The 21,838-nt window shown below is 66.5% G+C and carries 20 protein-coding genes and 1 tRNA gene; 9 read left to right on the plus strand and 12 right to left on the minus strand.

What is annotated here, in order from left to right:
- Nucleotides 1-76 precede the first annotated feature (76 nt).
- From XCC_RS08230 to hutI, 5 genes are all read right to left on the minus strand, one after another.
- The gene (locus XCC_RS08230; protein ID WP_012438658.1) at nucleotides 77-814 is read right to left on the minus strand and encodes a hypothetical protein; all 738 of its coding nucleotides are present in this window, start codon (nucleotides 812-814) and stop codon (nucleotides 77-79) included.
- Between the two features lie 174 nt (nucleotides 815-988).
- The gene (gene hutU, locus XCC_RS08235) at nucleotides 989-2,656 is read right to left on the minus strand and encodes a urocanate hydratase (RefSeq protein ID WP_011036759.1); all 1,668 of its coding nucleotides are present in this window, start codon (nucleotides 2,654-2,656) and stop codon (nucleotides 989-991) included.
- Nucleotides 2,657-2,671: 15 nt separating this feature from the next.
- Nucleotides 2,672-3,514 (minus strand): N-formylglutamate deformylase, encoded by an 843-nt coding sequence (gene hutG / locus XCC_RS08240; RefSeq protein WP_011036760.1) that lies wholly within the window; start codon nucleotides 3,512-3,514, stop codon nucleotides 2,672-2,674.
- 34 nt (nucleotides 3,515-3,548) lie between these two features.
- Entirely contained in the window at nucleotides 3,549-5,090 is a 1,542-nt protein-coding gene (gene hutH / locus XCC_RS08245; protein WP_011036761.1) for a histidine ammonia-lyase, read from the minus strand.
- A gap of 12 nt (nucleotides 5,091-5,102) precedes the next feature.
- On the minus strand, nucleotides 5,103-6,308 hold the full coding sequence (hutI, locus tag XCC_RS08250) for an imidazolonepropionase (RefSeq protein ID WP_011036762.1): 1,206 nt from the start codon (nucleotides 6,306-6,308) through the stop codon (nucleotides 5,103-5,105).
- Between the two features lie 60 nt (nucleotides 6,309-6,368).
- On the opposite strand from hutI, the gene XCC_RS08255 reads away from it, so the two are divergent.
- Nucleotides 6,369-7,739, plus strand: a complete 1,371-nt coding sequence (locus XCC_RS08255) for a formimidoylglutamate deiminase (protein WP_050911577.1) — start codon at nucleotides 6,369-6,371, stop codon at nucleotides 7,737-7,739.
- 52 nt (nucleotides 7,740-7,791) lie between these two features.
- Nucleotides 7,792-8,529 (plus strand): histidine utilization repressor, encoded by a 738-nt coding sequence (gene hutC, locus XCC_RS08260; RefSeq protein WP_057672755.1) that lies wholly within the window; start codon nucleotides 7,792-7,794, stop codon nucleotides 8,527-8,529.
- A gap of 181 nt (nucleotides 8,530-8,710) precedes the next feature.
- Here hutC and XCC_RS08265 read toward each other — a convergent pair whose 3' ends face one another.
- The 3 genes from XCC_RS08265 to XCC_RS08275 form a co-directional block, all read right to left on the minus strand.
- Nucleotides 8,711-9,712 (minus strand): restriction endonuclease, encoded by a 1,002-nt coding sequence (locus tag XCC_RS08265; RefSeq protein ID WP_011036765.1) that lies wholly within the window; start codon nucleotides 9,710-9,712, stop codon nucleotides 8,711-8,713.
- Nucleotides 9,713-9,953: 241 nt separating this feature from the next.
- Nucleotides 9,954-10,514: a phasin family protein gene (locus XCC_RS08270; protein WP_011036766.1), complete on the minus strand. Its 561-nt coding sequence runs from the start codon at nucleotides 10,512-10,514 to the stop codon at nucleotides 9,954-9,956.
- Nucleotides 10,515-10,649: 135 nt separating this feature from the next.
- Nucleotides 10,650-10,925, minus strand: a complete 276-nt coding sequence (locus tag XCC_RS08275) for a polyhydroxyalkanoic acid system family protein (RefSeq protein WP_011036767.1) — start codon at nucleotides 10,923-10,925, stop codon at nucleotides 10,650-10,652.
- 111 nt (nucleotides 10,926-11,036) lie between these two features.
- On the opposite strand from XCC_RS08275, the gene XCC_RS08280 reads away from it, so the two are divergent.
- Nucleotides 11,037-11,846 carry an FHA domain-containing protein gene (locus tag XCC_RS08280; RefSeq protein WP_011036768.1) on the plus strand — a complete coding sequence of 270 codons (810 nt, stop codon included), beginning with the start codon at nucleotides 11,037-11,039 and terminating at the stop codon, nucleotides 11,844-11,846.
- Here XCC_RS08280 and msrQ read toward each other — a convergent pair.
- The gene (gene msrQ, locus XCC_RS08285; RefSeq protein ID WP_011036769.1) at nucleotides 11,788-12,444 is read right to left on the minus strand and encodes a protein-methionine-sulfoxide reductase heme-binding subunit MsrQ; all 657 of its coding nucleotides are present in this window, start codon (nucleotides 12,442-12,444) and stop codon (nucleotides 11,788-11,790) included. The genes XCC_RS08280 and msrQ overlap by 59 nt on opposite strands.
- 151 nt (nucleotides 12,445-12,595) lie before the next feature.
- Complete coding sequence (msrP, locus tag XCC_RS08290) at nucleotides 12,596-13,564, minus strand: protein-methionine-sulfoxide reductase catalytic subunit MsrP (RefSeq protein ID WP_011036770.1); 969 nt, start codon at nucleotides 13,562-13,564, stop codon at nucleotides 12,596-12,598.
- Between the two features lie 175 nt (nucleotides 13,565-13,739).
- Here msrP and serC point away from each other — a divergent pair, with 175 nt between their 5' ends.
- The 3 genes from serC (at nucleotide 13,740) to aroA (ending at nucleotide 17,526) form a co-directional block, all read left to right on the plus strand.
- Entirely contained in the window at nucleotides 13,740-14,825 is a 1,086-nt protein-coding gene (gene serC, locus XCC_RS08295) for a phosphoserine transaminase (RefSeq protein ID WP_011036771.1), read from the plus strand.
- Nucleotides 14,826-14,891: 66 nt separating this feature from the next.
- A complete protein-coding gene (gene pheA / locus XCC_RS08300) occupies nucleotides 14,892-16,094 on the plus strand; it encodes a prephenate dehydratase (protein ID WP_016944749.1) in 1,203 nt (400 codons plus the stop codon).
- Between the two features lie 115 nt (nucleotides 16,095-16,209).
- A complete protein-coding gene (aroA, locus tag XCC_RS08305) occupies nucleotides 16,210-17,526 on the plus strand; it encodes a 3-phosphoshikimate 1-carboxyvinyltransferase (protein WP_011036773.1) in 1,317 nt (438 codons plus the stop codon).
- Here aroA and XCC_RS08310 read toward each other — a convergent pair.
- Together XCC_RS08310 and XCC_RS08315 are read right to left on the minus strand one after the other, a co-directional pair.
- A complete protein-coding gene (locus XCC_RS08310; protein WP_012438645.1) occupies nucleotides 17,510-18,073 on the minus strand; it encodes an energy transducer TonB in 564 nt (187 codons plus the stop codon). The genes aroA and XCC_RS08310 overlap by 17 nt on opposite strands.
- Nucleotides 18,074-18,186: 113 nt before the next feature.
- A complete protein-coding gene (locus tag XCC_RS08315; RefSeq protein WP_012438644.1) occupies nucleotides 18,187-18,840 on the minus strand; it encodes an energy transducer TonB in 654 nt (217 codons plus the stop codon).
- Nucleotides 18,841-18,949: 109 nt separating this feature from the next.
- Here XCC_RS08315 and serS point away from each other — a divergent pair, with 109 nt between their 5' ends.
- The 3 genes from serS to XCC_RS08330 all read left to right on the plus strand — a co-directional run bounded on the left by serS (nucleotide 18,950) and on the right by XCC_RS08330 (nucleotide 21,789).
- Nucleotides 18,950-20,230 carry a serine--tRNA ligase gene (gene serS, locus XCC_RS08320; RefSeq protein WP_011036776.1) on the plus strand — a complete coding sequence of 427 codons (1,281 nt, stop codon included), beginning with the start codon at nucleotides 18,950-18,952 and terminating at the stop codon, nucleotides 20,228-20,230.
- Between the two features lie 277 nt (nucleotides 20,231-20,507).
- On the plus strand, nucleotides 20,508-21,527 hold the full coding sequence (locus XCC_RS08325) for a LysR family transcriptional regulator (RefSeq protein WP_011036777.1): 1,020 nt from the start codon (nucleotides 20,508-20,510) through the stop codon (nucleotides 21,525-21,527).
- A gap of 172 nt (nucleotides 21,528-21,699) precedes the next feature.
- Nucleotides 21,700-21,789, plus strand: a tRNA-Ser gene (locus tag XCC_RS08330).
- Nucleotides 21,790-21,838 lie beyond the last annotated feature (49 nt).

Below are 21,838 nucleotides of genomic sequence, written 5' to 3' on the forward strand. Positions count from 1 at the left end.
CGGCGCGACTGCTTTGTAAGAAAGCAAACGTCCCACATTCCGCGCCGCACGCGCCTCAGGCACTCAACCCAGGCACTCAGTTCACAGCACTTGCAAGACTGTCTTGCTCTTCCTTCACGGCATCCTGCACGTCCTGCGCCAGCGTGGCCTTGACGATAATCGAGCGAATGGCGTCGGTGGCCTCTGACAGCGGTATGTCGCTGCTCAGGCGCTGGAAGGTATCGCGGCTGTTATAGCCGGAACCATCCTTGAGGTAGTGCTCGTACATCGACAGCAGATCCTGGCACGCCGTGATCAGCGCAGCCACATTGCCACGCAGCAGCGCATGGCCGATCTGGTCGAAGCTGTGCAGACAATCGGCCAGCCAATGCAGGTCGTAGCGTGCAGTGCTGGGTTCGGGCGCGTTGTGGCCGCGGCTGTAAGCGCTGTAACGGCGCAGGCTGCGTGCCACGCGCGCGACATGCGCAAACAGCGTGCCGATTTCCGCAGCGATATCCAGGCGCTGCACCATCACCATCGGAATCACCTGGTCGGGCGTGTCTGAAGACTGCTGCGCCGAGGCATTCTGTTCCTGCTGATCGAGCGATTGCTTCAACACCGTGTAGCTGCGTTGCAGGGACTCCAGCTCCAGCGTGGTCGCCGCCGCACGTGCTTTCAGCTGCGACAGCGCCGCCTGATAGCGCGCAAGACTGTCCTGGGTGCTGGCGTGCTGCCCGTACTCGGCAGTGAGCTGGCGCCCACGCACGAACGCCAACCCCGTGGCGATGAGCGCCCAGAGTGCGAAGGCAGGCACCAGGTAGATCAGGATGCCCATGGAGGCTCCTCGGAACGATGCATATCTTGTCGGCCAGGAATCGGCAGACTTGAGCGCTTTCGCTTGAAGATGCTCGATGCGCGGTGCCGCGGCCTTTGCGGCAACCGCCAATTAGAGACTTACGTGTGGCTTCGGCCTACTGACAGCGCGTGGCGCTGTCAGCGCGGCCAAGGCTCAGCTCAAGATGCCCGGCAAATCCAGGCCTTGGTCCTTCGCGCACTCCACGGCGATGGCGTATCCCGCATCGGCATGGCGCATCACGCCGGTGGCCGGGTCGTTCCAGAGCACGCGTTCGATCCGCTTGTCTGCTGCTTCGCTACCGTCGCAGACGATGACCATGCCGGCGTGCTGCGAAAAGCCCATGCCGACGCCGCCGCCGTGATGCAGCGAGACCCAGGTGGCGCCGCTGGCGGTGTTGAGCAGGGCGTTGAGCAGGGGCCAATCGGAGACGGCATCGGAGCCATCGGCCATCGCCTCGGTTTCGCGATTGGGCGAGGCCACGCTGCCGGAATCCAGATGATCGCGGCCGATCACCACCGGTGCCTTCAGCTCGCCGCTGCGCACCATCGCGTTGAAGGCCAGGCCGAGCCGATGGCGGTCGCCCAGACCAACCCAGCAAATCCGCGCGGGCAGGCCCTGGAAGGCAATCTTTTCAGCGGCCATGTCCAGCCAGCGGTGCAGGTGCGCATCGTCGGGGATGAGTTCCTTGACCTTGGCATCGGTCTTGGCGATGTCTTCCGGGTCGCCGGACAACGCCACCCAGCGGAACGGGCCGATGCCGCGACAAAACAAGGGCCGGATATAGGCGGGCACGAAGCCGGGGAAGTCGAAGGCGTTGTCGATGCCTTCTTCCAGCGCCATCTGCCGCAGGTTGTTGCCGTAGTCCACGGTGGGCACGCCGAGTGCGTGGAAGGTGAGCATGGCGCGTATGTGGTTGGCCATCGCCTCGCGCGCGGCGGCTTCCACGTCCTTCGGCGCGCTCACGCGCTTTGCGTCCCATTCTTCGACGCTCCAGCCCTGCGGCAGGTAGCCGTTGACAGGGTCGTGCGCGGAGGTCTGGTCGGTCAGCAGGTCCGGCTTGATGCCGCGCAGCAGCAGTTCGTCCAGCACGTCGGCGACATTGCCGAGCAGGCCGACCGACAGTGGCCTCTTCGCGGTGCACGATTCCTCGATCAGCCGTAACGCCTCGTCCAGCGAGTCGGTCCAGGTGTCCAGGTAGCCGGTGCGCAGGCGCATGTCGATGCTAGAGCGGCGGCATTCCACCGCCAGGCAGGAGGCGCCGGCCATCACCGCGGCCAGCGGCTGCGCGCCACCCATGCCGCCGAGCCCGCCGGTAAACAGCCACTTGCCGGCCAGGCTGCCGCCGTAATGCTGGCGGCCCATCTCCACGAAGGTTTCGTAGGTGCCTTGCACGATGCCTTGCGCGCCGATGTAGATCCAACTGCCGGCGGTCATCTGGCCGTACATGGCCAGGCCCTTTTTATCCAGTTCGTTGAAGTGGTCCCAGGTGGCCCAGCGCGGCACCAGGTTGGAATTGGCGATCAACACGCGCGGCGCATCGGCATGCGTGCGGAACACACCGACCGGCTTGCCCGACTGCACCAACAGGGTCTGGTCATCGTCCAGGCGGGTCAGCGCGGCGACGATTGCATCGAAGGATTCCCAGTCGCGCGCGGCACGGCCGATGCCGCCGTAGACCACCAGTTCCTGCGGACGCTCGGCCACGTCCGGGTCCAGATTGTTCATCAGCATGCGCAGCGGCGCTTCGGTGAGCCAGCTCTTGGCGGTAAGCGTGGTGCCGGTGGCGGCGCGGATGACGCGGGTGGAGTCGTGACGGGTCATGCCAAGGTCCTTCAATCAACGGTGAGCGGCGGGCGTGGCGCCCGCGGCGAAATCCAGGCAGGCGCGCAACACATGCCGCAATACGGCGCGCAGTGCGGCTGCGTGTACCGGTTGCCACGGCGTTGGCCAGGTGTCCGGGGTGATCTGTTCCGGTTCCTGCATGTAGCCGCGGCAGGCCAATTCCATCTGCAGCGCGTGCACGCCCTGATCCGGCTGCGCGTAGTGGCGGGTGATCCAGCCACCCTTGAAACGGCCGTTGCGCACGGTGCTGGAGCCGCTGCTTCGGCACAGCTGTTCCACCGCATCGGCCAGCGCCGGATCGCAGCTGGCATCGTCGTTGCTGCCGATGTTGAACTGCGGCAATTCGCCTGCGAACAGGTGCGGGATGTGTGAGCGGATCGAATGCGCGTCATAGACCACGATGCGCGGATGCAGTGCGCGCAGACGTGCAATTTCATCGGCCAGCGCAGCGTGATACGGATCGAACCATTGCGTGCGGCGCAACGCGATCTGTGCCGGATCCGGCGCCTGCCCGTCGCGGTACAGCGGCTGATTGTCGAAGGTGGTCAACGGGCACAGGCCGGTGGTGTGCTGGCCGGGATACAGCGAGGCACCACTCGGGTCGCGATTGACGTCGATGACCGAACGCGAAACCGTCGTGCGCACGGTGGTGGCGCCCAGGCTCTGCGCAAAGTCGTAGAGCTGATCCACCCACCAATCGGTATCGCGGCAGGCCAGCCATGGCGAGACGAAGTGGTTGGCCACGCTCTGCGGCAGGTCGGTGCCGGTGTGCGGGAAGCTGATCAGCAGCGGTGCGTTGCCGCGCTGCACGTGCAGCCAGTCGGGCAGGGCGCTCATGCGCGCGCTCTGCGATGCGACGCGGTGGGCCGGCTCATGCGCTCAGCTCCACGCCAGGCAGTACGATGCCCACCGCAGTGGCGAGGGCGCCCGAGCGCACCAGCGCGCTGGCGGCCAGCATGTCCGGATGGAAGTAACGGTCGTCCTGCAGCGTGGGCACCTGCGCACGCAGCAGTGCACGCGCGGCTTCCAGCGCGGCGCTGGAGCGCAGCGGCGCGTGGAAATCGCAGCCCTGCACGGCGGCCAGCAGTTCGATGCCGATGACGTGCGCGGCGTTGTCGGCCATCGCCAGCAGGCGGCGTGCGCCATGCGCTGCCATCGACACGTGATCTTCCTGGTTGGCGGAGGTCGGAATCGAATCGACGCTGGCTGGGTAGGCGCATTGCTTGTTTTCCGAGACCAGCGCGGCGGCGGTCACCTGTGGAATCATGAAGCCCGAATTCAAGCCGGGGCGCGGGGTGAGAAACGCCGGCAGGCCCGAGAGCGCAGGGTCGACCAGCATCGCGGTGCGGCGCTCGCTGATCGAGCCGATTTCGCACACCGCCAGCGCCAGCATGTCGGCCGCGAATGCCACCGGCTCGGCGTGGAAGTTGCCACCGGACAATGCCTCGCCGGTATCGCTGAAGACCAGCGGGTTGTCGGACACGCCATTGGCTTCAATTTCCAATGTGCGCGCGGCCTGGCGCATCACATCCAGTGCCGCGCCCATCACCTGTGGCTGGCAGCGCAGGCAGTACGGATCCTGCACACGCACATCGCCCAGCCGATGCGATTCGCGGATGGCCGATTCCGCCATCAGCGCACGCAAGGCGGCCGCGGTTGCGATCTGCCCGGGTTGCCCGCGCAAGGCATGGATGCGCGCATCGAAGGGCGTGTCCGAGCCCTTGGCCGCTTCCACCGACAGCGCGCCGGTGACCAGCGCGGCCTGCAGCACGGTTTCGATCTCGAACAAGCCGGCCAGCGCGCAGGCGGTGGAGAACTGGGTGCCGTTGAGCAGCGCCAGGCCCTCTTTGGCACCGAGCACGCGTGGCTGCAGCTGCGCCCGGGCCAGCGCATCCGCCGCCGGCAGGCGCTGATCGCCGACGAAGGCCTCGCCCACGCCGATCATCACCGCGGCCAGGTGTGACAGGGGCGCCAGGTCGCCCGACGCACCCACCGAGCCCTGGCACGGCACCACTGGCGTGATGCCCTGACGCAGCATCGCCTCCAGCAGCGCCAGGGTATCGGGCTGAATTCCCGAGGCGCCCTGCGCCAGGCTGGTGAGCTTGAGCGCCATCATCAGCCGCACCACCGGCACCGGCGTGGGGTCGCCGACACCGGCCGCGTGCGAGAGCACGATATTGCGTTGCAGGGTCTGCAGATCGTCGCGTTCGATCCGCACGCTGGCCAGCTTGCCGAAGCCGGTGTTGACCCCGTACACCGGCTCGCCCCGCGCCACGATCGCCTCCACCGTCTGCGCGCTACGCAACACCGCCTGCGCGCAGGCAGGGTCCAGGGTGACTTCGGCACCGCGATACAGCGCACGCCACTGCGCCAGGGTGACCTGGCCGGGCTGCAACACAACAGACGCACTCATGACGACTCCGGGTCAGCAAGGATGCCCGCGCCAAACGCGGGTGTGGAGAGGGTTGAAGCCCATGCGGTAGACCAGATCGGCCGGCGCGTCGATGTCCCAGATCGCCAGATCGCACTGCATGCCGGCGCGCAGCCGGCCCAGCCGGTTGCCCCGTCCGAGCGCACGTGCCGCTTCGCGGGTGAAGCCGGTGATGCATCCGTCTACCGTCATGCGGAACAAGGTGGCGGCCATGTTCATCGCCAGCAGCGGGCTGGTCAGCGGCGAGGTGCCGGGGTTGCAGTCAGTGGCCAGGGCCAGCGGTACACCGGCCGCGCGCAATGCGGGAATCGGTGGCAATTGGGTGTCGCGGGTGAAGTAGAACGCGCCCGGCAACAGCACTGCGACGGTGCCGGCATTGGCCATCGCATCAATGCCGGCCTGGTCCAGGTATTCGATGTGGTCCGCCGACAAGGCACCGTAGCGCGCGGCCAACGCGGCGCCGTGTTGGTTGCTCAATTGCTCGGCGTGGATCTTGATCTGCAGCCCGTGCGCCCGCGCAGCAACGAACACCTGTTCGGCCTGCGCCGGCGAAAACGCCAGGTGCTCGCAAAACACATCCACCGCTTCGGCCAGGCCCTGCGCCGCCACCGCCGGGATCATCTCCTGGCACACTGCATCGATATAGGTCTGCCCCTGCGCGCCGGGCGGCACCGCATGCGCGCCCAGGAAGGTAGGCACCACCTCCACCTGTCGCAGCGTGGCGAGCTGGCGCGCGACGCGCAGCTGCTTGATTTCGTCTTCCAGCGTGAGGCCGTAGCCGGATTTGATCTCCAGCGTGGTCACGCCTTCGGCAAGCAGCGCGTCCAGGCGCGGCAGGCTGGCGGCGAGCAAAGCGGCATCATCGGCGGCACGCGTCGCGCGCACGGTCGCCACAATGCCACCGCCGGCCGCGGCGATCTGCGCATAGCTGGCGCCGCGCAGGCGTTGTTCGAATTCATTGGCGCGGTTGCCCGCGTACACCAGGTGGGTGTGGCAATCGATCAGGCCGGGGCTGATCCAGCGCCGCTGGCAATCGTGGACGTGGCTGGCCTGCAGCGGCGGCGCATCGGCCGCCGGCCCGGCGTACACGATGGTGCCGTCCTGGCAGGCGACCACGCCATCGTCCACGCTGCCCAGGCCGCCGTCGCCAGCGTCCAGCGTCATCAACCGCGCGTTGTGCCAAAGGACGTCGCAATGCATGGCGCAGGCCTGTGTGGTCTGATATGTATATACAATAGAGTCGGCAACCGAGGGTGTCCAGTGGCAGACCAAGCAGTGCAAGCGGTGTGGGCGGCCCGGGCGTTGTTGCCCGATGGCTGGGCCAGCGACGTGCGGATCACCGTGGCGTACGGGCGCATCGCCGCTGTGCAGACGGAGGCCATGCCCGCCGCCACCGATACCCGTGCCGAGGTACTGCTGCCCGGGCTAGGCAACTTGCATAGCCATGCCTTCCAGCGCGGCATGGCCGGGCTGACCGAAGTGGGCGGGCGCAGCGGCGACAGTTTCTGGAGCTGGCGCGAGCTGATGTATCGCTTCGTCGACCGGCTGGACCCGGACAGCCTGCAGGCCATCGCCGAGCAGGCGTATGTGGAAATGCTGGAAGCCGGCTTCACCCGCGTGGGCGAATTCCATTATCTGCACCACAGCGTCAGCGGCGCGCCGTACGCGCAGCCCGCCGAAATGGCCGAGCGCATTGTTGCGGCGGCCGCGGGCACCGGCATCGGCCTGACCCTGTTGCCGGTGTTCTACGCGCACTCGGATTTCGGTGGGGTGCCACCGAACCCTGCGCAGCGGCGGCTGATCCACGATATCGACGGCTTTGCCCGGCTGTTGTCGGACTGCGCGCGCAGCCTGGCCGCACTGCCGGACGCGGTGCTCGGGCTGGCGCCGCACAGCCTGCGCGCGGTAACGCCCACGCAGCTCGCCGCGCTGGTGCCGCTGGTGGATGGCCCCATCCACATCCATATCGCCGAACAACAGCGCGAGGTGGAGGCCTGCCTGGCCTGGTCGGGGCAGCGCCCGGTGCAGTGGCTGTACGCCAATGCGCCAGTGGATGCGCGCTGGTGCCTGGTGCACGCCACGCATGTGGAGGCGGGGGAGCTCGACGCAATCGTCAAGAGTGGCGCGGTGGTCGGCCTGTGCCCGATCACCGAGGCCAATCTCGGCGACGGCCTGTTCCCGATGCAGGCATTCGCCAGCCGCGGCGGGCGCTTCGGTGTGGGCTCGGATTCGAATGTCTTGATCGATGCGGCCGAAGAACTGCGCCTGCTCGAATACGGCCAGCGCCTGCAGCTGCGCGCGCGCAATGTGCTGGCGCCCGCCGACACCTCCAGTGGCCGCTGGTTGTACAGCAGCGCACTGGCCGGCGCGGCGCAGGCGCTGGGGAGCGGGCAGCCCGGGATCTGCGTCGGTGCATCGGCCGACTTGCTGGAGCTGGACCACACTCATCCGGCGCTGCTGGCACGCACGGACGATGCGTTGCTCGACAGCTGGCTGTTCGCCGCACGCGCCGGCGCAGTGCGGCATGTCTGGCGTGCCGGGCAGTGGGTGGTGCGCGATGGCCGCCACGTGGCGCGCGAGCGTGTCGCCGCACGCTTTGCCGCCGTCATGCAAACGCTGTTGCACGGGTGATCGGCGCGATGTGCGAAGCGGGCACAATGCAGGTCTCACCGGAGACCCTGTCGTGACCACCGCCACCCCCGCCACACCCGGAACCTTGCATCAGCGGATCCGGCAGGACCTGGAGCAACGCATCCACAGTGGCGACTGGCCGCCCGGGCACCGCGTGCCGCCCGAGCATGAATTGATGGCGCAGTACGGTTGCTCGCGCATGACCGTCAACAAGGTGCTCGGCCTGCTGGCCGACGCCGGCATGATCGAGCGCCGCCGCCGCACTGGTTCGTTCGTCGCGCGGCCGCATCCGCATCTGGAGCAGGTGGCGCTGTCGATCCCGGATATCGAAGTGGAGATGACCACGCGCGGCCATGTCTATCAGTTTCAGTTGCTGTCGCGGCGCGTGCGCGCGGTGCGGCAGCGCGTGCCGCAGGAGCGTGCGCTGGGCAGCCGCGGCAAATTGCTGGCACTGGAAAGCGTGCATTTGGCCGATGGCAGTCCGTTCGCCCTGGAGCAACGCGTCATCGACATCACCACCGTGCCCGAGGCGCTGGCGCAGCCATTCGACACCATCGCGCCCGGCAGCTGGCTATTGCGCAACGTGCCCTGGACTCGTGCCGAGCACCGCATCAGCGCGATCAGTGCCGATCCTGCCCAGGCCAGGTGCCTGCAGGTTGCCGATGGCGCGGCCTGCCTGGTCATCGACCGGCACACCTGGCGCGGCGACCAGCCGGTCACCTATGTGCGGCAGCTGTTCCTGGGCGGGTCTTACGATCTGATTGCACGCTTCGCGCCTGGCATGCGCTGAAGCGATTGCACTGCCTGCGCACGTCGAGCTTGCGCGCGCATGCGGCCGGTGGCGGCAGGGTGCGTACTGGGTAAATCGACGGGTTGGATGAAGTGACGGGCAAGGCGAGCGGTGGGCGAGGTGGTCGCGGCTGGCGGGTGTCGCGCAGAACGCACCGCCCGCACGCATCAGTCCGCGCGACTCAAATCGTCGTGCATTGCCGCCAGCGCACCGGCTCGGCGACACCGGCGCGCGGATTGAGCTGCACCCGCACCGTGCGCAGGTAGGGGTAACGCTCCAGTTCGCGGCAAATCAGCGGCCAGGCGGTCGCATCGTCCACGGTGCGGTCCACCGCCAGCGTCAACTGCGTCAGCCAGATTCCGCGCACCAGTCCCGGCGTCTGCGCCAATGCCTTGGAGACTTCGCGCTGGTAGCCCTGCAACGTGGCGAGGTCTGGCTCGTCGCCGGCGGCGACCGGCGTTGCCGCTGGAGTCGACGTCGCTGCCTGTGCGGCCGATGCCGGAGCCGGCGCAACAGCCGGTGGAGCAGCCGATGCTGCACCTGGTGCGGGACTCAGCGGTGCTGACGTGCGCGGTAGTGGTTGGGCGGGCGGCACCTCAGCCGGCTGCAAAGCCACTGCCATCACCACGCCCAGCGTTGCCGCCGCTGCGCCGGCAATCACGGTGTGGCGGATCGCCCGGCGCCTGGCCGCACCGACCACGCCGGTTTCGATATCGCCGGGCAGGTAGGGCTTGAGCAGCGGCCACAGCCGCGCGCCATCCAGCACCTCGATGGACTGCTTGTCGGCCGCGGCCATGCCTTCACGTTCCATGCGGCCTTCGGTGACCATCACCCCGCCATTGGCACCAGCCAGGCGGGCCATCGCACCCAGCTCGTTCACCGCAGCCACGCCGATGCGATACCCACGGCCATGTTTGCAGGCCACCAGACGGGTGCCGTGCTCGGTCTGCATCATGAAATCGGCGGTGGGCAGGCCGTCCTGCGGCAGCTGGGTGGGTTGCCAGCCGCGCTGGTCCTGCAGCACCCGCAGCACCACGGCGGAAAAGTCGCGCCAATGCATCGCGGCCAGCGCGCGTACGCCTTCGGTCAGTTCGTTGGCGCGTCGGCGCACCAACCAGAGATAGCCACTCACCGCCAACCAGGGCAGGAGTGCAGCCACAAGCGCCAACATCCAATGGGACATGAGTATCTAGCGAAGCAATGGCGCGTCTAACGAAGCAGTGCGCTTAGAAGAATCCTTCGCGGCAGATTCGTCAATGGATCACGGTCGGTGAATGCACGAGCCGTGACCCAGGCAGCGAAAGACCCGCCAGTCCGAAGCCGTGAGGGGAGGGGAGCAAACGGACTTCGTGTTGCAGGACTGGCGGGTCTTCCCGATTGTCTAAAAAACCATGCTGCTTTGCAACAATCCAGTTATGCAGGGTTTATTCGCCGTCAAAGGCCGCATTGTGCGTAGCTGCGGGACCACTGCCCGGCGTTGCGGTGCCAGGCGCAGTGTCGCTGCTGGCCGCCTGTGCGGCCTGGTTGGCGGTGCGGTTGGCCCGCTTGGTCGCAGCCGTGTTCGCGCGCACCTGTGCCTTGAGCGACTCCACCTCGCGACGCAGGTTTTCCAGCTCGTCCTGCTCGGGGATGTTGAGGGTGCGCAGCACGCCCTTGACGCGTTCATCGAACGCCTTGCCCAGCCGGTCCCAGCCACGCACCGCGGTATCGCGCGCCTGCTCGAACTGGGTTTCCACTTCCTCGCGCAATTCGTCTGCGCTGGCCGCTGCCTTGCGCTGGCCGCTGCGTTCGTACGCGGCGCCTTCGCGTACCAGCGAGTCGAATAGTTTGCTGCCTTCGCTCTGCACACGGCCCAAGGCGCCGAGCCCGGCCAGCCAGACGGTCTGCGCCGATTCGCCGAGCCGGCGCGACACCTGTTCGGCCTGCGCCTGGAACCCATGGGCCGCGTTGCCGCGGTTGCCGTTCTGATCGTATCCGGTCGTCATGCGATGCTCCTGTCGGTTGCGGACTGACGTTGCCTCACCCTAGTGCCGGTCCTGCATCGGCCAGGTGAAGCGTCCATCAAGCATCCGCCCGCAGGCTGTGGCGCAGGTGACTTGCGGCTGAAGCCTGGGGCTGGATCAGGCCAGCTTTTCAGCCAGCAGGCGGCGGATCTCGGACTCGACCATCGGCTGCATGGCCGACAACAAAAAGCCCAGCTCAGCGGTGACTTGCACCTGCTGCGGCAGCAGATTGATCGCCCCATCCACGCCCGCCCGCGCGATGCGCAAGGTGTCGCCTTCCCAGTGCGAAGCGATGCCGTAACGATCGGTCAGCTTGCGTGCCGCATCCTCGATCGCCGCACGGGCCTGCGCCGGCGTTCTGGAATGGTCGTGGCGGATATCGATACTGGACATGGGTTCCTGAAGTCATGCGATGGAGCGCGCATTGTGCGCATGTGCGGGGCGCGCTCCAAGTGCAGCGGCATGCGCTATGGGGCTGCGGGCAAACCTGCTAGGCTGCGGCGGGTGCGCGATCTGCAAGTTCATTTCACCCACCGGCAGCAGCCGGATCATCCTCTCCAGCCCGGGGTCCACCGGATCGTACGCCATGCCTCCGGCAGCGTGCGGATCGTCGACGATGCCCAGGGGGCGTTGCTGTTGGCGCAGTTCTGCCTGGATCAGCGCGGTCTCTGGCTGCAGGTGGCCAACGGCATTCGCGGCATCCACGTCAACGGCCGGCCGGTGCGGCGTATGGCGCTGTTGCGTGCCGGCGACGCGTTGTATGCCGATGGCGTGGAGATGCTGTTGCGCAGTGCGCCGTCCAGCGCGCCGGCCAACGACATCCAGGACGACGATGCCGGCCTGAGCGAAGTCTGCCTGCTGTTGCGCGGGTTGGGCGGTCGCCACCATGGGCGCAGTTTCACGCTGGACCGTTCGCGGCTGGTCGGCAGCGACCCGGCGGCGGACATCGTCATCGACGACCCGGCCTTCGCCGCCCAGCATGCCCGCCTGGAACGGCATGGCGACCGGGTGCTGATCCGCGATCTCGGCTCGGAAGAGGGCAGCTGGATCAACGGCGTGCAGGTGCGCGACGGCTGGCTGCAAGCCGGTGATCAGGTTGTATTCGACGCGCGCCACCGTTTCGTGGTGGAAGTGCCCAAGATCCAGCACGACGCCACCTGGCATGTGCCCGAGAGCGACCCGCAACCGTTGCCGCGCGTGAGCGAAGCCCCGACCCGAGCGCCGGTAAAGGTGGCCCGCTGGCCGTGGCTGCTGCTCAGCGCGGTGTTGCTGGCGGCGGCGCTGAGTGCCTTGCTGTGGTTCGGCGCGCGCTGAGCCGTTTCCACACGCGCCACCCCAGCAGCAGCGCCAGGATGCCGGCATACAGCGCTGGCTCGCGGATATCGGATTTGACCAGCCACCAGAAGTGCAGCACGGCCAGCAACCCGATCGGATAGATCAGCATGTGCAGCCGGCCCCAGTTGCGCTTGAGCCGCCGCATCCAGCCCTGGGTCGAAGTGATCGCCAATGGCACCAACAGCAGCCAGGCGGTGAAGCCGACCGTGATGTACGGGCGTTTGACGATCTCTTCAAAAATCTGTGTCCAGAACCCGCGCAGGTCCAGCCAAAGGTAAGCGGTGAGGTGCACGCTGGCATAGAAAAACGCATACAGGCCGAGCATGCGGCGGAAGCGGATCAGCACCGCCTGGCCGGTCAGCTGCCGCAGCGGCGTAATGGCCAGGGTGATCAGCAGCAGCCGCAGCGCCCACAGCCCGGTGCGATGCTCGATCTCGGCCACCGGGTCGGCGCCCAGTGCATCGCTGCCTTGCTGCCACACCTGCCAGAACTGCCAGCCCAGCAGTGCAATGGGCGCGAGCACGGCGGCATGCACGGCGGTCTTGGCAGCGATCACGGAAACGGATTTCTTGGCCATGCGATCTCGAAGATGAAGCGACGCATCGCAGCCGCGATGCGTTGGTTGTCGTAGGAGCGCACTCGGGCGCGAGAGGCAGTTCCGGGAAAGCCATCGCGCCCGGGTGCGCGCCTACAGACAACGGGTGGATGTCACGTTGGGCGTTGCGTCCCTAGAACCACTTCTTCAGATCCATCCCCGCGTACAGCGAGGCGACCTGGTCGGCGTAGCCGTTGAAGGGCTTGGTCGCAATTCGTTCGGCAAACAGCTTGCTGGCGGTGCCGGCAATGCGGCGCTCGGTCTTCTGGCTCCAGCGCGGATGATCCACGGCTGGATTGACGTTGGAAAAGAATCCGTACTCGGACGGCTGCAGGTCGTGCCAGGCGGTTTCGGGCATCTTCTCGACAAAGCGGATCTCCACGATCGACTTGATGCTCTTGAAGCCGTACTTCCACGGCACCACCAGCCGTAGCGGCGCACCGTTCTGCTGCGGCAGCGGCTTGCCGTAGAGCCCGGTGGCGAGCAGCGTCAGCGGATGCATGGCCTCGTCAATGCGCAGGCCTTCGCGGTACGGCCAGTTGATCGAGCGGTAGCGTACGCCGGGCATCTGTTGCGGGTCGGCCAGCGTGGTAAAGGCCACGTACTTGGCCCTGGAGGTGGGGGCAAAGCGCTTGAGCACTTCGCCGAGCGGCACGCCCGTCCACGGGATCACCATCGACCAGCCTTCAACGCAGCGCAGCCGGTAGATGCGTTCTTCGGCACTGATGCCCTTGAGCAACTCGTCCAGCGACAGGCTGCCGGGTTTTTCGCACTCGCCACTGACCTTCACCGACCACGGCGACAGCTTGAGTGTCTTGGCCGCCTTGGACGGGTCGGTCTTATCGGTGCCGAACTCGTAGAAATTGTTGTAGCTGGTGACATCTTCCAGCCGGGTGAGTTCCTCGGCGGTGCGGAAGCCGCTGCGCGCTTGCGCAGGCGTCACCACGGTCTTCGGCGGAGGCGGCGGATCGGCCTCGGCGCACCCGGCCACGCTCAACGCAGGCGTCAGCGCAAACAACTGCAGCAAGCGCCGCCGGTCGCGATAAACGGCCTCATCGGTGATCTCGCTGGACGGCGTCTTCAAGGCATCGCGAAGTGACATGGCAGGCTCCAGGCAGTGGCTGCAAGGTGAGACTAACGGACCAGGACGAAAGTTCTGCTCCAGGTCTCCAGACTACGCGGCGCAGGGTCAAAAGGATGCAGGTGCAACCGTTTGTCGGCGCTGCCAACGCGGATGCGCTGCGGCATACTAAGAGGCTAGCTCGACAAGGTGTGCCATGACACGCGCGTTCAATTTCAGTGCCGGCCCTGCGACATTGCCGGAATCGGTCCTGCGGCAAGCGCAGGAAGAGATGGTCGAGTGGAACGGCGTGGGTGCCTCGATCGTGGAGATCAGCCACCGCAGCGCCGACTTCATGGCGGTGGCTGCCGCCGCCGAGGCAGACTTGCGCACGCTGTTGTCGATTCCCGACGACTACGCGGTGCTGTTCACCTCCGGTGGCGCGACCACCATCCAGGCGCTGTTGCCGCTGAATTTCGCCGCGCCTGGCCAAGCAGTCGATTACGTGGTCAGTGGCCATTGGGGCAAGACCGCGATCAAGCAGGCCACGCCGTATGTGGATGTGCGCGTGGCCGCCGATGGCCAGCCCGGCGGTTATGTCGACATTCCGCCGGTCGCGAGCTGGACGCTGTCGCCGCACGCCGCGTACGTGCACATCACTGCCAACGAAACCATTCACGGGGTCGAGTTCCGCGACACGCCGGACGTGGGCACCTTGCCGCTGTTTGCCGACTTCAGTTCGTCGATCGCCTCCGAGCCGCTGGACATCAGGCGCTATGGCCTGATCTATGCCGGCGCGCAGAAGAATCTGGGCCCGGTGGGTATTTCGGTGGTGATCGTGCGCCGCGAATTGCTCGAGCGTGCCGGCCAACCGCGTGCAGACATCTTCAATTACGCCTCGCACGTGGCGCGCGATTCTATGCTCAACACGCCGCCTACCTGGAACTGGTATCTGCTCGGGCTCACCGTCAAATGGATGCTCGAGCAGGGTGGGGTGGCCGCATTCGCGCAGCGCAATGCCGAAAAGGCCGCGTTGGTGTACGGCGCAATCGATGGCTCCGGTGGCTTCTATCGCAACCAGGTGATGCCGACGGTGCGTTCGCGCATGAATATCCCGTTTTTCCTGGGCGATGAGCAGCTCGATGCGTTGTTCGTCAGCGAATCCAAGGCGGCCGGCTTGCTCGCGCTGAAGGGGCACAAGGCCGTGGGCGGGATCCGCGCTTCGCTGTACAACGCCATGCCGGTGGCCGGTGCGCAGGCACTGGTGGCCTTCATGCACGATTTCCAGCAGCGCCACGGCTGAGTCCCCCACAACCGCGGCATTGCCGCGCTGGCGCAGTGCGCCGTTTTATTGAAGGAAAGCCCCCCGATGGCTCCCAAGCCCAAGAACACCAACGCCGCTGGCGGCACCGCCAAGTCGGCTACCAAGGCCAGCAGCAAGAAAGCCACCAAGTTGGCTGGCAAGGACAGCGCCAAGCCACTGGCAACCGCTGCCCCAGTGCTGGCCGATGTGCGTGCCAAGATCGACGAGATCGACCGTGGCATCCAGGCGTTGATCGCCGAGCGCGCCAACTTCGCGCATCAGGTCGGCAAGGCCAAGGGCAAGCTGGCAGCGGCGGTGGATTACTACCGCCCCGAGCGCGAAGCGCAGGTGCTGCGCATGGTGGTGGACCGCAACGAAGGACCACTCAGCGATGAAGTGCTGGTGCATGTGTTCCGCGAAATCATGTCTGCGTGCCTTGCGCAGCAGGAGCCGCTGAAGATCGGGTATCTCGGCCCGGAAGGCACCTTCAGCCAGCAGGCGGTGCTCAAGCATTTCGGCCGGTCGGCGGTGGGTCTGCCGATGGCGACCATCGAAGAAGTGTTTCAGGAAGTGGAAGCCGGCAATGCCGATTTCGGCGTGGTGCCGGTAGAAAATTCCGGCCAGGGCACGATCCAGGTCACGCTGGACATGTTCCTCACCTCCAACCTCAAGATCTGCGGCGAAGTCGAGTTGCGTGTGCATCAGTACCTGCTTTCGCGCAACGGGCGCCTGGAAGACATCGAACGCATCTACGCGCATTCGCAGTCGTTTGCGCAGACCGCCGGCTGGCTGCGTTCGCACTTGCCCAAGGTGGAAAAGATTGCGGTCTCCAGCAATGCCGAAGGCGCGCGCCGTGCGCGTAATGCCGAGGACGCGGCGGCCATCGGTGGCGAAAGCGCCGCGCACGTGTATGGCTTGAAAAAAGTCATCATGAAATCGATCGAGGACGACGACGACAACACCACGCGCTTTCTGGTGATCGGCCGGCAGATCTTTCCATCGTCCGGGCATGACCGGACCTCGGTGCTGGTGTTCATCCACGACAAGCCGGGCGCGTTGTTCGATGTACTCAGCCCGTTCGCGCGGCATGGCATCAGCATGAACCGCATCGAGTCGCGGCCGTCGCACCAGGCCAAGTGGGAATACGGCTTCTTTATCGACCTGGCCGGCCATGTGGAGGACGAGTCGATGAAACAGGCACTGGCCGAACTGGAAGCGCATTCGGCACAGATCAAGGTGCTGGGCTCGTATCCGGTCGCCATTCCCTGAGCAGCGCATCGGCTGCGGCGCCGCGTCGGCCCTGACGCGGCGCCTGTCTCTACACCGCCTTCCTTCCCACGCGCATTGCTGACCGCAGCGATGTCGTCGCAATCGGATCATTCGCATGAGCAACAGCACGCAACACTGGATCGCACAGCGCGGCACCGCGCTGCAGGGCAGCCTGACCATTCCCGGCGACAAGTCGGTTTCGCACCGTGCGGTGATGTTCGCCGCACTGGCGGATGGCATCTCGAAGATCGACGGCTTTCTGGAGGGCGAAGACACGCGCTCCACCGCGGCGATCTTTGCCCAGCTGGGCGTACGCATTGAAACGCCGTCGGCGTCGCAGCGCATCGTGCATGGCGTCGGTGTGGACGGCCTGCAGCCGCCGCAGGGGCCGCTGGATTGTGGCAACGCCGGCACCGGCATGCGCTTGCTGGCCGGCGTGCTCGCGGCGCAGCGGTTCGATAGCGTGCTGGTGGGCGATGCGTCGTTGTCCAAGCGGCCCATGCGCCGCGTCACCGGCCCGCTGGCGCAGATGGGTGCACGTATCGAAACCGAATCGGATGGCACACCGCCGCTGCGGGTCCACGGTGGCCAGGCGCTGCAAGGCATTACGTTTGCTTCGCCGGTGGCCAGCGCACAGGTCAAATCAGCCGTGCTGCTGGCCGGGTTATACGCAACGGGTGAGACCTCGGTGAGTGAGCCGCATCCCACGCGCGACTACACCGAACGCATGCTCTCCGCATTCGGCGTGGAGATCGCGTTTTCTCCTGGCCAGGCGCGTCTGCGTGGCGGACAGCGTTTGCGCGCGACCGATATCGCGGTGCCGGCAGATTTTTCATCGGCAGCGTTTTTCATCGTAGCCGCCAGCATCATTCCCGGCTCGGGCGTGACCTTGCGTGCGGTAGGACTGAATCCGCGGCGCACTGGCCTGTTGGCCGCCCTGCGGCTGATGGGCGCCGATATCGTGGAAGACAATCACGCCGAACACGGCGGTGAGCCGGTGGCAGACCTGCGCGTACGCTATGCCCCGCTGCGGGGCGCGCAGATTCCCGAAGCGCTGGTGCCGGACATGATCGATGAGTTCCCGGCGCTGTTTGTCGCAGCAGCTGCGGCGCGCGGCGACACGGTCGTCAGTGGTGCGGCGGAATTGCGCGTCAAGGAATCCGACCGCCTTGCCGCGATGGCCACCGGCCTGCGCGCGCTCGGCATTGTGGTGGACGAAACCCCGGACGGCGCCACCATCCACGGCGGCACGCTGGGCAGCGGCGTCATCGAGAGCCACGGCGATCACCGCATTGCAATGGCGTTTGCCATCGCAGGCCAGCTGTCCACCGGGACGGTGCAGGTCAACGACGTGGCGAACGTGGCCACCTCGTTCCCAGGCTTCGACAGCCTGGCGCAGGGCGCCGGGTTCGGGCTCAGCGCGCGTCCGTGAATTCCACCGGCACCTGCACGCTGCTGACGACCGCATGGCCGTCACGCAGCGCAGGCTCGAAGCGCCACTGACGCAGCGTTTCCACCACGGCTTCGTCCAGGCGCGGATCCGGGCTGCCTTGGCGCTCCACGATGGTCACCGCGCTGACGCGGCCCTGTACATCCAACTGCAGCCGCGCGATGCGGCTGCCGGCGCTGCCATCCTGCAGAGCCTGCGAGGGGTAATTAGGCATCGCGTTGCCGGGCAGCGGTTGCGGCTCCTGGCTGCTGATCGGCGGGCGCACCGGCAGATGCGGAATCATCATTGCCTCACGTGGCGCATCGGACGCGGGCAGGACCTGGCGCGCCATCGGCGCTGGAGCATCAGTTGCCAGCGATTCGTCGCTATGCCGCGCCCACCACCAACTGGGAACGACCACCAGCACGGCAAGCACGGTCGCCCACAACCAGGGCGAGGCACCGTCGCTTTCGTGATCACGCACGCGGCGGCCTGCGTCGCGCGGCAGCGGTGTGGCGTGGTGGGATGAAGACTGTGAGGTGAAGGACATGGCCAACCTCCGGGCGCATCTTTGGGATGACACCCACAGTCTGGTCGGCCTTGCCTGAGGCGCAGCTAAGGCGACGCCTTCACATCCCGGTCGGCGACCGGGCGAGGTTCAGCTTACTGAGCGGGCTTGAACTCGAACGGGATATCGATACTGCCAGCCACCGGCTGGCCGCCGCGCTGGGCCGGGTGGAAGCGCCAGCGACGCACCGCCTCCATCGCGGCGCGGTCCAGATCGCGCGAGCCACTGCGCTGCACCAGCGCCACGCCGCCAGGGTTGCCGGCGGCATCCACGTCAACGCGCACCACCACATCGCCCGCATCGCCACGGCGCAGCGCCGCTGCGGGATAGCGTGGCGGCGGCATCTGGCCCTGCATCGGCACCGGCCGATCACCGCCTGCAACGGGCGCGGCGCTGGTCGGGGCGCCAGGTGCACCGGGTACTGCGTCTTCGGGAAGCGGGGCCGGTGCGGGCGGCGCAGGCGGGGCGGTTTCCACCAGAGCGGGCGCGTCTTCGGGCGGCTTGGCCTGCGGCATCTCGATGGAGCCATCCTGCGCCGGTAACGGCGCCGGCAGCGGCTGGATGGTGTCGGCGGGTGCGCCAGCGGTTGGTTGTGCGGGCGAGGCCTTGTAGAAGTCCTTGCGCCCGGTGGCCCAGACCAGCAGGAACAGCAGCAGGCCCGCGACGAACGCGATACCGGCAATTTTCAGGGTGTGGCGGGGCAGACGCAGAACGATGTGGCGATCGGACGCAGGGCGGGGCGCGGGCATAGGGCTCACCTGAAGGATCAGGCCGATTCTGGCATAGCATCGGTGAATCGATCGCAGCGACTGTCGGAACAGGCGATAATCCCCGGCTCCCACCAAAAACGATCCTCCGATGCTAGATCCGGCCCTGCTTCGCCAACATCCCGCCGACCTTGCCGAGCGCCTGCGCAGCACGCGCGGCTTCGACTTGAACACTGCGGAACTGGAGTCGCTGGAGAGCGAGCGCAAGCGGATCCAGGTGCGCACGCAGGAGCTGCAGAGCCTACGCAATTCCAAGTCCAAGGCGATCGGCCAGGCCAAGGCCAAGGGCGAAGACGTGGCGGCGTTGATGGCCGAAGTGGCCGGCTTTGGCGATGAGCTCAAGGCATCGGAAGACGCACTGGATGTCATCCGCGCGCAGCTGGAAGGCATTGCACTGGGCATTCCCAACTTGCCGGCCGCCAATGTGCCCGCGGGCAAGGACGAGAGCGAGAACGTCGAGCAGGCGCGCTGGGGCACGCCGCGGCAGTTCGATTTTGCGGTCAAGGATCATGTCGAACTCGGCGCGCCGCACGGCTGGCTGGACGGCGAAACCGCAGCCAAGTTGTCCGGCGCGCGTTTCACCGTGCTGCGTGGCCCGATCGCCCGCCTGCACCGTGCGCTGGCGCAATTCATGCTTGACCTGCATGTGGGCGAGCATGGCTACGAAGAAACCAACGTGCCGCTGCTGGTCAACGCCGATTCGATGCGCGGCACCGGCCAGTTGCCGAAGTTCGAAGACGACCTGTTCCAGACCGAAGTGGGCGATTCGAAGCGTTATCTGATTCCCACATCCGAAGTGCCGCTGACCAATATCGTGCGCGATGCCATCGTCGACGCCGAGCGCCTGCCGCTGCGCATGACCGCCCATTCGATGTGCTTCCGCGCCGAAGCGGGCAGCGGTGGCCGCGACACCCGCGGCATGATCCGCCAGCACCAGTTCGAGAAAGTGGAACTGGTCACCGCGTGCAGCCCGGAAGACAGCGAGGCCGAGCACCAGCGCATGACGCGCTGCGCCGAAGTGGTGCTGGAAAAACTGGGCCTGCCGTATCGCAAGGTGCTGCTGTGCACCGGCGACATGGGGTTTTCGGCGATCAAGACCTACGACCTGGAAGTGTGGCTGCCCTCGCAGGCGACTTATCGCGAGATCTCTTCGTGCTCCAACTGTGGTGATTTCCAGGCGCGGCGCATGCAGGCACGCTGGCGCAATCCGGCCAGCGGCAAGCCGGAGCTGCTGCACACGCTCAACGGCTCCGGCACCGCCGTGGGCCGCGCAATGATCGCAGTGATGGAGAACTACCAGAACGCCGATGGCTCGATTGACGTGCCGGACGCACTGCGCCCGTACATGGGCGGGCTGGAGCGGATTGGCTGAGCGTCATTGGACTGCTGCGCAGCCGTGTGGCTGCGGAGTCGTGAGGGCATTAGATAGCTGGTAGTCACGCGGCTGCCGCAGCGTTCGGCCGGCCCAAGCGGGCGCTAGCGATGCATGAGCAACGACGTTCGACGCAGTGACCCAAAAGTGTTCGTAACCCAACGGGGCCGGTGACGGCCCCGTTGGCATTTGAGGCGGGCGGCGCAAGGCGTGACGCCGGACACGTTCGTTGCTCGATTGGGATAAAGGTGGTTAAATATCGCGCATCGTTCTATCCATGGATACCTGCGCCATGCACGACCTGAATGACCTGTACTACTTCGCGATGGTGGTGGACCACGGCGGCTTTGCGGCTGCCGAGCGCGCGCTGGGGATTCCCAAATCGCGTCTGAGCCGCCGCATCAGCCAACTCGAAACCGACCTGGGCGTGCGCCTGTTGCAGCGCTCCACGCGCCGTTTCGCGGTGACCGACGTCGGCACCAGCGTGCACCGGCATGCGCAAACCATGCTGGCCGAAGCGCAAGCCGCGCGCGAGGTAGTGGACCGCCTCAGCGCCGAGCCACGCGGCCTGGTGCGCGTTAGCGTGCCGGTGTCGCTGGCACAGATCCAGTTACCGAAACTGCTGCCGCAATTCCTCGGTAAATACCCGAAGGTGCGGCTGCAGCTCAACATCAGCAATCGCCGCGTCGATGTCATCAACGAGGGCTACGACGTCGCCTTGCGCGTGCGTTCGCGGCTGGATGACGACGGCAGCCTGGTGATGCGCAGCTTTGGCCAGGTGCAGGAGTTGCTGGTGGCCAGCCCCAAGTACCTGGACCGCGCCGGACGTCCGAAGGACCCGGGCGAGCTGGCCAACCACACCACCATGAGCACCAGCGAGGACGAAGCGCACCAGCGCTGGGAACTGCACGGCCCCAACGGCGAGATGCGCCGCGTGGACCTGCAGCCGCGGCTGGCCGGCTTTGACTTCCCGCTGCTGCAATCGATGGCGCGCGACGGTTTCGGCATTACCATGCTGCCGGAGACGGTGTGCGCCGAAGCGGTGCGCAATGGCGAACTGGAAGTGGTGCTGCCGCATTGGTCGCTGCCGCAAGGCATCTGCCACGCCGTGTTCGCCTCGCGCCGCGGCCTGCTGCCGGCCGTGCGTGTGTTCATCGACTTCCTGGCCGAACACCTGCCGCAGGAAATCGAGCGCTCGCGCCTGGATTGCGGCGGCAACTGCGCCGAACTGGCGGAAAAGCTCAAGCGCGCCACCGCCGCAGCGGCCCCGCGCCTGGTGGTGGCCGAAGCCGGCTGAGCCAACGCCGACGCGTGGGCAAACCGGCCCGGGCATGCGAGAATGCGCGCCCGGGAGTGATCCCGGCGGTGGCAGCCCCAAGCAGTTTGGCGGTCACCCTCAGCGCCACCTGCACTGCATGGTGGCGTTCGTGCGAGCGACCAAGGTCGTTGACGCACGCACCAGCAGCATCGGAGAGATGGCCGAGCGGTTTAAGGCACCGGTCTTGAAAACCGGCGAAGGGTCAAACCTTCCGTGGGTTCGAATCCCACTCTCTCCGCCAGTCACTCCTAAATTATTGATTTCACTCATTAATTTCTTGGGTAGGTTGA

The sequence above is a fragment of the Xanthomonas campestris pv. campestris str. ATCC 33913 genome (genome assembly GCF_000007145.1).
Taxonomy (GTDB): Bacteria; Pseudomonadota; Gammaproteobacteria; order Xanthomonadales; family Xanthomonadaceae; genus Xanthomonas; species Xanthomonas campestris.